Here is an 11242-nt window from a genome sequence, read left to right on the forward strand (position 1 = left end):
CACCGTAGGTGAAGTCCTTGAGCGACTTGTCGACGCCCAGCAGTCGCTCCTGGAAGTCGTCGTTCAGCTCGGAGCCCGGGAAGGTCGCCTTGACGCCCTCGAGGGTGCCGGGGTCGAAGTCCTTGTCGTAGTTGGCGGTGTTGCCGTCCACGAAGTACAGCTGCGTGCCAGCCGACTCGGGAGCAGCGCTCTCGGTGTCAGAGCTGGTGGGAGCCGACGACGGGTCCTCGGTGGTGTCGCCATCGTCGCTGCCGCACGCCGCGAGGACGAGGGCGCTGGTGACGGCGACGACCCCGAGCCGGGCCTTCTTACTGATGGGATTCAATTGAGCCTCCGGTTCATCGAAGTCGCCGACCCCTGCCGACGACCACGCTCAACCTAGTCGTCTTGACGCGTCCACGGGCGCCACTGCGCTGTCGTTGTCAATTCGTGATGTTTGCGTTTCAACACCGCGATCCGCGGCGCGACGCGCTTCGTCAGCTCGCGGGGTCCACCGGGACCGTGTGAGTCACGACACCTTCGGCCACCTCGCGCATCGAGAGGCGCAGATCCATCGCGGTCTTCTGGATCCAGCGGAAGGCCTCGGGCTCGGTGAGCTGAAGCTTTTCCTGGAGCACGCCCTTGGCCCGGTCGACCGCCTTGCGCGTCTCGAGCCGCTCCTGCAGGTCGTGCACCTCGCTCTCGAGCTGCGCGAGCTCGGCGAAGCGCGACAGCGCCATCTCGACGGCCGGCACCAGGTCGGACTGCGTGAACGGCTTGACCAGGTAGGCCATCGCGCCCGCGTCGCGCGCCCGCTCGACGAGGTCGCGCTGCGAGAAGGCCGTGAGGATGACCACCGGTGCGATGCGTCGCCCCGCGATCGCCTCGGCTGCGGCAATCCCGTCGAGGACCGGCATCTTGACGTCGAGGATCACCAGGTCGGGCCGGTGCTCCTCGGCCAGCTCGATCGCCCGGGCGCCGTCGCCGGCCTGGCCCACGACGTCGTACCCCTCCTCGGTGAGCATCTCGGCGAGGTCCATCCGGATCAGCGTCTCGTCCTCCGCGATCACCACGGTGCGGCGCACCGGGCTCGTCGAAGGGTTCTGGTCGGGGGTGCGGGGTGCGTCGGCCACGGCCCAAGGCTAGTGGGGTCGGTAGGTCTGCGCGCCCATCGGCTAGTGTTCGACCGCGTTCGCCCCGGTAGCCCAACGGCAGAGGCAGTGGTCTCAAACACCATCCAGTGTGGGTTCGAATCCCACCCGGGGCACTCACCACCTGTGTCGGTGGCCGCCCTCACAATCCCCAGATGTACGACGACTCCGTCCGCCGCCGAGCGCGTCGCCTCAGGACCGCGGGCGGCACCGTCTCCGAGGTCGCGCAAGCGCTGCACGTCAGCCGCTCCACGATCCGCTCCTGGGAGACGCGGCCGTCGACGGCTCCACCGCACAGGTGCCCACGCTGCGACGGTCGCGCTCTCGACGCGTCCGGCTACTCGGCGCTGCTCGGCTACTACCTCGGTGACGGATGCCTCTCCCGCGCAGCCAGGTACTCCACGCTCAGAATCTCCTGCGACACCGTCTATCCGGGCGTGATCGACGACGTCAGCCGATGTGTCGCGAGCGTTCGACAAGGTCCGGTCCACCTCGTCCCGGCGCCCGGGTGCACCGTCGTCCAGGCCGGTTGGAAGCACTGGCCCTGCCTGTTCCCGCAGCACGGCCCCGGGCGCAAGCACGAGCGTCCGATCGTGCTCGAGCCCTGGCAGCGCGAGATCGTCGAGCAGCACCCGGCGGAGTTCCTGCGAGGTCTGTTCCACTCCGACGGCTCCCGGGTGCGCAACTGGGCCCGCCGTCCAGTGGCCGGCGAGCTCAAGCGCTACGACTACCCCCGCTGGCAGTTCTCCAACACCAGCGCCGACATCCGCGATCTCTGCGGCTGGGCCCTCAACCTCGTCGACGTGGCGTGGAGGGCGAGCAGCACCAAGCACGTCAGTGTGTCGAGGCGCGCCGCAGTGGCCAGGCTCGACGAGGTGATCGGCCCGAAGGCCTGAGGCTCAGGTCAGCTTGCGGTAGGCCGGTGCAGCCCCGTTGATCGCATCGCCCATCCGGTGGATCCGCAGCGCATTGGTCGAGCCGGGGATTCCGGGCGGGCTGCCGGCCACGATCACCACGAGGTCGCCCTCCTCTACCCGGCCGATCTGCAGCAGCTGCTCGTCGACCTGGCGCACCATCTGGTCGGTGTGCTCGACCGGGTGGGTGCGGAACGTCTCGACGCCCCACGACAGCGACAGCTGCGAACGCACCCGGTTCTCCGGCGTGAACGCGAGCACCGGGATCGCACTTCTCATCCGGGACAGGCGCTTGGCCGAGTCGCCGCTCTGGGTGAAGGCAACCACGTAGGCGGCTCCCACCCGCTCGGCTACCTCGACTGCCGCCTTGGCGATGACGCCACCGGTGGTGCGCGGATCCCAGTCGATGGCGGTGAAGCGTCCGGAGTCGGCGCCCTCGAGAGCGTGACCCTCGGTGGCGGTGATGATGCGCGCCATCGTCTCGACGGTGTGGATGGGGTGGTCGCCGACGCTGGTCTCCCCCGACAGCATCACCGCGTCGGCGCCGTCGAGCACGGCGTTGGCGACGTCGCTGGCCTCGGCGCGGGTGGGCGCCGGACTGGTGATCATCGACTCCAGCATCTGGGTGGCGACGATCACCGGCTTGGCGTTGAGCCGAGCCTTCTGGACGATCTGCTTCTGGAGGAACGGCACGTCCTCCAACGGGCACTCGACCGCCAGGTCACCGCGCGCCACCATGAAGCCGTCGAAGGCATCGATCACCTCGTCGAGATTCTCGATGGCCTGCGGCTTCTCGATCTTGGCGATGACCGGGAGCATGACGCCGACCTCCTTCATGATCGCGCGCACGTCCTCGGCGTCGGCAGCGTTGCGCACGAAGCTGAGGGCGATGAAGTCGACGCTGAGGCTGAGGGCGAAGCGCAGGTCGGCGATGTCCTTCTCCGACAGCGCCGGCACGGACACCGCGACCCCGGGGAGGTTGATCCCCTTGTGGTTGCTGACCGGACCACCGACGAGCACCTCGGTGATGACGTCGGAGCCCTCCACCGAGACCACGCGCAGCCGGACCTTGCCGTCGTCGATGAGGATCGGGTCGCCGGGCTTCACGTCGCCCGGCAGTCCCTGGTAGCTCGTGCCGGCGACGTCGCCGTCCCCGGGCACCGTGCGCGTGGTGATCGTCCACCGCTGCCCGCGGCTGAGCACTGCGTGTCCCTCGGCGAAGGTCGACAGACGGATCTTCGGACCCTGGAGGTCGGCGAAGATGCCCACCCCATGACCCGAGGCGTCAGCCGCCTCGCGCACCAGCCGGTAGGTCTCGGCGTGGTCGGCGTGGGTGCCGTGGCTCATGTTGAGCCGGGCGACGTCCATCCCGGCGTAGACGAGCTCGCGGATCCTCCGCTCGGAACTGGTCGCAGGGCCCAGGGTGCACACGATCTTTGCTCTCCGCACCCCTCCACCCTAGCGGGTGTTGGAACGTTCAAACGCGCAGTGGTGCACGACGGAGGAGTGCACCGCGTCGCGCGTGCAGGTTGAGCGAGCGAGCAGCCGCCGACGAGGAACGAGTCGGCGGCGTGGGCGAGCGAAGATTGAGCGAACCCCGCGAGCGACGCAGGAGCTCGCGACGGGTGAGACGAAATCCAGTGAGCCGACCAGCAGCCCGGACCACGGTGGTCCAGGCAGCCGGTCGGCTCACTGCGTCTCGATACGTCGACGTCTCGCTGCGCTCGTCGATCGACTACTCGACGACCGCTGACGAGGCGTGCGTTCGCGAGCTCACGCCCGCCTCGTCAGACCACCAGGGGGCGCTCGGTGGGCAAGATCGGGCTGGGCAGGGTCGTCGAGCCGGTGAGGAAGGTGTCGACGGCAGCAGCCGCGGCACGACCCTCGGCGATCGCCCAGACGATGAGCGACTGCCCGCGACCGCAGTCACCGGCCGAGAACACGCCGGAGACCGAGGTCATGTAGGAGTTGTCGCGCGCGACGTTGCCGCGCTCGTCCAGGTCGACGCCGAGCTGCTCGACGATGCCGGGCTTCTCCGGACCGGTGAAGCCCATGGCGAAGAGCACCAGCTGAGCCGGGATCTCGCGCTCGGTGCCCTCGACCTCGGTGAGCTTGCCGCCCTCGAAGACGACCTCCACGATCCGCAGCGCGCGGACGTTGCCGTCGTCGTCACCGAGGAACTCCTTGGTGGACACCGCGTAGACACGGTCGCCACCCTCCTCGTGCGCCGAGGAGACGCGGAAGGTCATCGGGTACGTCGGCCACGGCTGACCGGAGGGCCGCTCACCCGGGGGCTCGGGCATGATCTCGAGCTGCGTGATCGACCGGGCGCCGTGACGCGTCGAGGTGCCGAGGCAGTCGGCTCCGGTGTCACCGCCGCCGATGATCACGACGTCCTTGTCGGTGGCCATGATCTGCTCCTGGCCCTCGAGCTGCTCGAGACCGAGGGCAGCACGGTTGGCCTGCGGAAGGAACTCCATGGCCTGGTGGATGCCGCCGAGCTCGCGCCCGGTCACCGGCAGGTCACGGGCCTCGGTCGCACCCATGGCGAGCACCACGGCGTCGTACCGGTCGCGCAGCTTGGCCGCGGTGAGCGTCGAGCCCTCGCCACCGACGTCGATGCCGGCACGGAAGACGGTGCCCTCGCGCTTCATCTGGTCGAGGCGACGGTCGAGGTGCTTCTTCTCCATCTTGAACTCGGGGATGCCGTAGCGCATCAGCCCACCGATCTGGTCGGCACGCTCGTAGACCGCCACGGTGTGACCGGCGCGGGTCAGCTGCTGCGCAGCTGCCAGCCCCGCGGGGCCGGACCCGATGACGGCCACGGTGCGGCCCGAGAGCCACTCCGGTGGCTGGGGCCGGACGAAGCCGGACTCCCAGGCCTTGTCGATGATCGAGACCTCGACGTTCTTGATCGTGACGGGGTCCTGGTTGATGCCGAGCACGCAGGCGGTCTCGCACGGCGCCGGGCACAGCCGCCCGGTGAACTCCGGGAAGTTGTTCGTCGCGTGCAGGCGCTCGATCGCACCTTCCCAGTCGTCGCGCCACACCAGGTCGTTCCACTCGGGGATCAGGTTGCCCAGCGGGCACCCCTGGTGGCAGAACGGGATGCCGCAGTCCATGCAGCGCCCGGCCTGCGGCGTGATGATCGGGAGCAGCGCGCGGCCGATCCCGTCGGGGTAGACCTCGTCCCAGTCCTTGACCCGCTCGTCCACCGGACGTCGGGTGGCGACCTCGCGGCCGTTCTTCAAGAATCCCTTGGGGTCAGCCATGGAGTGCCTCCATCATCGCGTGAGCGGTCTCGTTCTCGTCCAGGCCGTCGGCCTCGGCCTTCGCCTTGGCCTCCAGGACGATGCGGTAGTCACGCGGCATCACCTCGGTGAAGCGCGTCAGGGACGTCGTCCAGTCGGCCAGCAGCTCCTCGGCGACCGCCGATCCGGTCTCCTCGAGGTGCTCGCGCACCATCTTCTCGAGCTCCTCGGCCGCCTCACCCTCGACCGGGCCGAGCTCGACGAGCTCCTTGTTGACCCGGAGCTCCTTGAGGTCCAGCACCCACGCCACGCCACCCGACATGCCGGCCGCGAAGTTGCGCCCGGTCTTGCCGAGGACGACGACGCGGCCACCGGTCATGTACTCGCAGCCGTGGTCACCCACGCCCTCGGTGACCACCCACGCACCGGAGTTGCGGACCGCGAAGCGCTCCCCCACCCCGCCTCGCAGGAAGATCTGGCCGGACGTCGCGCCGTAGGCGATCGTGTTGCCGGCGATGATCTGCTCGTTGCTCTTGAACGTCGCCGCTCGATCGGGCCGCACGACGATCCGTCCGCCGGAGAGGCCCTTGCCGACGTAGTCGTTGGCGTCGCCCTCGAGGCGCAGGGTGATCCCGCGGGGCAGGAACGCCCCGAAGGACTGCCCGGCCGACCCGGTGAGGGTCAGGTCGATGGTGCCGTCGGGCAGGCCCTCGCCGCCGTACTTCTTGGTGACCTCGTGGCCGAGGATCGTGCCGACGGTGCGGTTGACGTTGCGCACGCTCACCTGGGCACGCACCGGCTCACCGTTCTCGAGCGCAGCCTTGGCCAGCGGCACCAGCTCGGTGACGTCCAGCGACTTCTCGAGACCGTGGTCCTGGGTGGTCACGCAGCGCAGGGCCTGGTCGGGGAACTGCGAGCGGTCCACCTGGTGCAGGATCGGGCTGAGGTCCAGCCCTGCTGCCTTCCAGTGGTCGACCGCGCTCGCGGTGTCGAGGGTGCCGACGTCGCCGACGGCCTCCTCGATCGAGCGGTAGCCGAGCTCGGCGAGGATCTCGCGGACCTCCTGGGCGATGTACTCGAAGAACGTCACGACGTACTCCGCCTTGCCGCTGTAGCGCTCGCGCAGGACGGGGTTCTGCGTCGCCACGCCCACCGGGCAGGTGTCGAGGTGACAGACGCGCATCAGGATGCAGCCCGAGACCACCAGCGGGGCGGTCGCAAAGCCGTACTCCTCGGCGCCCAGCAGGGCGGCGATGACGACGTCACGTCCGGTCTTGAGCTGGCCGTCGGCCTGGACGACGATGCGGTCGCGCAGGCCGTTGAGGAGCAGCGTCTGCTGGGTCTCGGCGAGGCCGAGCTCCCAGGGACCGCCCGCGTGCTTGAGCGAGGTGAGCGGCGAGGCGCCCGTGCCACCGTCGTGGCCGGAGATGAGCACCACGTCGGCGTGCGCCTTGGAGACACCCGTCGCGACCGTGCCGACCCCGACCTCGGAGACCAGCTTGACGTGGACCCGAGCCGCCGGGTTGGCGTTCTTCAGGTCGTGGATCAGCTGGGCGAGATCCTCGATCGAGTAGATGTCGTGGTGCGGCGGCGGGCTGATGAGGCCGACGCCCGGGGTGGAGTGCCGGGTCTTGGCGACCCACGGGTAGACCTTGTTGCCCGGCAGCTGACCGCCCTCACCGGGCTTGGCGCCCTGGGCCATCTTGATCTGGATGTCGTCGGCGTTCGTGAGGTACTCCGACGTCACCCCGAAGCGGCCCGAGGCGACCTGCTTGATCGAGCTGCGGCGCTCGGGGTCGTAGAGACGGTCGGGGTCCTCGCCACCCTCACCGGTGTTGGACTTGCCGCCGAGGCGGTTCATCGCGATGGCGAGGGTCTCGTGGGCTTCCTTCGAGATCGACCCGTAGGACATCGCACCGGTGGAGAAGCGCTTGACGATCTCCGTGATCGGCTCGACCTCCTCGATCGGGATCGGCGTCCGGCCGGTGGCCTCGGCGTCCTTGAAGCGGAAGAGACCGCGCAGCGTCATCAGCGCAGACGACTGCTCGTCGACCGCGGAGGTGTACTGCTTGAAGATGTCGTAGCGCTGCGAGCGCGTGGAGTGCTGCAGCTTGAAGACGGTCTCGGGGTTGAACAGGTGCGGCTCGCCGTCGCGACGCCACTGGTACTCGCCACCGACCGCGAGCTCGCGGTGAGCCGGCAGCACGCCGCCGCGGGGGTAGGCCGTGGCGTGACGCCGCGCGACCTCCTCGGCGATGGTGTCGAGGTCGATGCCACCGAGCTTGGACGTCGTGCCGGTGAAGTAGGCGTCGACGACCTCCTGCGAGAGCCCGACGGCCTCGAAGATCTGGGCGCCGGTGTAGGAGGCGACCGTGGAGACGCCCATCTTCGACATCACCTTGAGCACGCCCTTGCCGAGGCCCTTGATCAGGTTGGCGACCGCCACCTCGGGCTCGGCCTTGACGTAGTAGTCCTCGCGAGCGAGGTCCTCGACGGACTCCATCGCCAGGTAGGGGTTGACCGCCGCGGCGCCGAAGCCCACGAGCAGGGCCACGTGGTGGACCTCGCGGACGTCGCCGGCCTCGACGAGCAGCCCGACCTGGGTGCGGGTCTTCTCGCGCACCAGGAAGTGGTGCACGGCTGCGGTCATGAGCAGCGACGGGATCGGCGCCAGGTCGGCGTCGGCGTGCCGGTCGGAGAGCACGATGATGCGTGCGCCCTCAGCGATCGCCACGCTCACCTCGGCACAGATCTCCTCGAGGCGTGCCGCCAGCGCGGCTCCGCCACCGTGGACGTCGTACAGCCCGCGCGAGACGTGGGTGATGAAGCCCGGCATGTCGCCGTCACGGTTGATGTGACGGATCTTGGCCAGGTCGTCGTTGGAGATCACCGGGAACGGCAGCACCACCTGACGGCACGAGGCCGGGGTGGGCTCGAGGAGGTTGGACTCCGGACCGATCGTGCCGTTGAGCGAGGTGACGAGCTCTTCGCGGATCGCGTCGAGCGGCGGGTTGGTCACCTGGGCGAACAGCTGGGTGAAGTAGTCGAACAGCAGCCGCGGCTTGTCGCTGAGCGCTGCGATCGGCGTGTCGGTGCCCATCGAGCCCAACGCCTCACCACCGGTGTTGGCCATCGGGGTGAGCAGGATGCGCAGCTCCTCCTCGGTGTAGCCGAAGATCTGCTGGCGTCGCGTGACCGAGGCGTGGGTGTGCACGACGTGCTCGCGCTCGGTGAGGTCGTCGAGGTGGATGAGACCGGCGTGCAACCACTCCCCGTAGGGGTGCTCGTCGGCGAGCTCGGCCTTGACCTCCTCGTCCTCGACGATGCGGTGCTCGTCAGTGTCGACCAGGAACATCCGGCCCGGCTGGAGCCGGCCCTTGCGGACGATGGTCGCGGGGTCGAGGTCGAGGACGCCGACCTCGGAGGCCAGCACGACCAGGCCGTCGTCGGTGACCCAGTAGCGCGAGGGGCGCAGGCCGTTGCGGTCGAGGACCGCGCCGATCTGCGAGCCGTCGGTGAAGACCACGCACGCGGGCCCGTCCCACGGCTCCATCATCGCGGAGTGGAAGGAGTAGAAGTCGCGGCGCTGCTGATCCATCTCGGTGTGGTTCTCCCACGCCTCGGGGATCATCATCAGCACCGAGTGAGGCAGGCTGCGCCCGCCCATGTGGAGCAGCTCGAGCACCTCGTCGAAGGAGGCGGAGTCCGAGGCACCCTCGGTGCAGATCGGGTAGAGCCGCTCCAGGTCGCCGGGGATCAGGTCGGAGTCGAGCAGCGCCTCGCGCGCCCGCATCCAGTTGCGGTTGCCCTTGACGGTGTTGATCTCACCGTTGTGGGCGATGAACCGGAACGGGTGCGACAGCGGCCAGCTCGGGAAGGTGTTGGTGGAGAAGCGCGAGTGCACGACCGCCATCGCGGAGGCGATGCGCTCGTCGACCAGGTCGGGGAAGAACTTGTCGAGCTGGTCGGTCGTCAGCATGCCCTTGTAGGCCAGCGTGCGCGACGAGAGCGACGGGAAGTACACGTCGGTCTCGCGCTCGGCGCGCTTGCGCAGGCAGAACGCGAGGCGCTCCAGGGCCATGCCGGTCAGGCGTTGGCCGTTGGCCGAGACGAAGAGCTGGCTGAATACCGGCATCACGGCGCGCGCAGCGGTCCCGAGGATCTCGGGGTCGGTGGGCACCTCTCGCCAGCCGAGGACCTTGAGCCCCTCGTCGGTGGCGATCTGCTCGATCGCCGTGCGGGTGGCGCTGACGTGCTCGGCATCGCCGGGCAGGAAGGCGGTGCCGACGGCGTACGACGCCGCGGGCGGCAGGTCGAAGCCGGCGGCGGTGGCCGCGTCGCGCAGGAACGCGTCGGGCACCTGCATCAGGATGCCGGCACCGTCACCGGAGTTGGGCTCGGCGCCGGCGGCGCCGCGGTGGTCGAGGTTGCGCAGGGCCGTCAGGGCCTTGGCCACGATGTCGTGGGACGCCTCCCCTGTCAGCGTGGCGACGAACGCGACGCCACAGGCATCGTGCTCGTTGGCCGGGTCGTAGAGGCCTTGAACTGGCGGGAACGCGTGCGGATAAGGCACTGGTGTTCTCCCGTCGGCGTCGGTTGCTGCCGGGCTTGACCCGAATCGGGTGGACCGGTGGCAACGGTGGGTCGCAGGGGACAACGTTGGCCCACGCGGCGGAGCCTTCAGATTACCACCGGGTGAACGCACCGAACGGAAGGGAAGCCGGCGGTGGACATCCGCGCCGGGTCACCAGGCCTCATGCGCCTCGCTCAGGTGCGCTCGGGGTCCGGCTCGGGGCCGTCCCCCGCGCCGGAGAGGTCCGTCGCGTCGGCCTCGGCCTCCGCCCCGGCCTCGGTCCCGCGCTGCACGGTGGGCTCGTCGGCGGACCCGCCGACCAGCTCGTCGACCGGCTCCCGACCCGGGAGGTAGGCCGAGTCCTCGCGACCGGGGTGCCGGCGCGAGCTCCACACGAAGTACGCCGCCGCGGCCACGAACAGCACGATCGAGGTCCACACGTTGAACCGCAGCCCGCCGACGTCGCTGAGCTCGACGGTGTCGATGCGCAGGTCCTCGATCCAGCCGCGACCCAGGGTGTAGCCCATGACGTAGAGCGCCATGACCCGGCCGAAGCCGAGCTTGAAGCGACGGTCGGCCCAGATGAGCAGCCCGAAGATGCCGAGGTTCCACAGGAACTCGTAGAGGTAGGTCGGGTGGAACGTCGTGCCCTCTGGGAAGGTCTGCCCGCCCGGGTAGTTGATCGGGTCGATCTCCAGGCCCCACGGCAGGTCGGTCGGGCGCCCGTAGAGCTCCTGGTTGAACCAGTTGCCCCAGCGACCGATCGCCTGCGCGACGATCACCCCGGGCGCGAGCGCGTCGAGCATCGGCAGCAGCCGGATGCCCTTGCGTCGTGCCCCGATGTAGATGCCGAGCGCTCCGAGGGCCACGGCACCCCAGATGCCCAGGCCGCCGTTCCAGATGTAGAGGGCCTCGACGGGGTTCTTGCCCTCGCCGAAGTAGAGCCCCGAGTCGGTCGCGACGTGGTAGAGCCGGGCACCGACGAGGCCGAAGGGGATCGCCCAGATCGCGATGTCCTGCACGTCGCCGACCTTGCCGCCGCGCGCGGCCCAGCGTCGCTCACCGATCCAGATCGCCACGACGATGCCGAGGATGATCGAGAGGGCGTAGCCCCGCACGGGGACCTCACCGAGGTACCAGACCCCGGTGGAGGGGCTCGGGATCGACCAGGTGGTCAGCAGTGGGGGCAGCGTCACGTCAGGAGTCCTCGAGCAGGAATTGGATGTCGGCGGCGTACTGGGCGGGCGTGGTGTCCTGACCCCAGTAGACCGGAGCCTCGTCGGCCACGTCGACTCCCATGATCTGGGTCGTGTGGCCGCCGGGGTCGTCGCGGTCGATCCCGACCGCGAGCGATCGTCCCACCTCGACGACGGT

The 11242-nt window shown here is 69.4% G+C and carries 6 protein-coding genes, 1 tRNA gene and 1 pseudogene; 2 read left to right on the forward strand and 6 right to left on the reverse strand.

Translation table 11 applies throughout. The features are described from left to right. Positions 1 to 325 (reverse strand): annotated as a pseudogene (locus VOI19_RS05875) (hypothetical protein); the annotation flags it as partial. Positions 326 to 476: 151 nt separating this feature from the next. Then, entirely contained in the window at positions 477 to 1019 is a 543-nt protein-coding gene (locus VOI19_RS05880; RefSeq protein WP_416366343.1) for an ANTAR domain-containing response regulator, read from the reverse strand. A 154-nt stretch (positions 1020 to 1173) separates the two neighbouring features. On the opposite strand from VOI19_RS05880, the gene VOI19_RS05885 reads away from it, so the two are divergent. Then, positions 1174 to 1246 (forward strand) — tRNA-Leu (locus VOI19_RS05885). A gap of 39 nt (positions 1247 to 1285) precedes the next feature. After that, positions 1286 to 2026 (forward strand): transcriptional regulator, encoded by a 741-nt coding sequence (locus VOI19_RS05890; protein WP_323792027.1) that lies wholly within the window; start codon positions 1286 to 1288, stop codon positions 2024 to 2026. Positions 2027 to 2029: 3 nt separating this feature from the next. On the opposite strand, the gene pyk is transcribed toward VOI19_RS05890, so the two are convergent. The 4 genes from pyk to lgt form a co-directional block, all read right to left on the reverse strand. Next, positions 2030 to 3493 carry a pyruvate kinase gene (pyk, locus tag VOI19_RS05895; RefSeq protein WP_323792028.1) on the reverse strand — a complete coding sequence of 488 codons (1464 nt, stop codon included), beginning with the start codon at positions 3491 to 3493 and terminating at the stop codon, positions 2030 to 2032. A 338-nt stretch (positions 3494 to 3831) separates the two neighbouring features. Next, positions 3832 to 5316: a glutamate synthase subunit beta gene (locus VOI19_RS05900; protein ID WP_323792029.1), complete on the reverse strand. Its 1485-nt coding sequence runs from the start codon at positions 5314 to 5316 to the stop codon at positions 3832 to 3834. Next, positions 5309 to 9868, reverse strand: coding sequence for a glutamate synthase large subunit (gene gltB, locus VOI19_RS05905; RefSeq protein ID WP_323792030.1), 4560 nt, complete (start codon positions 9866 to 9868; stop codon positions 5309 to 5311). The genes VOI19_RS05900 and gltB overlap by 8 nt, the downstream gene beginning before the upstream one ends. 194 nt (positions 9869 to 10062) lie before the next feature. Beyond that, complete coding sequence (gene lgt, locus VOI19_RS05910; protein ID WP_323792031.1) at positions 10063 to 11064, reverse strand: prolipoprotein diacylglyceryl transferase; 1002 nt, start codon at positions 11062 to 11064, stop codon at positions 10063 to 10065. Between the last annotated feature and the right edge of the window lie 178 nt (positions 11065 to 11242).

The sequence above is a fragment of the Nocardioides sp. genome, assembly GCF_034670285.1.
Lineage (GTDB): Bacteria > Actinomycetota > Actinomycetes > Propionibacteriales > Nocardioidaceae > Nocardioides.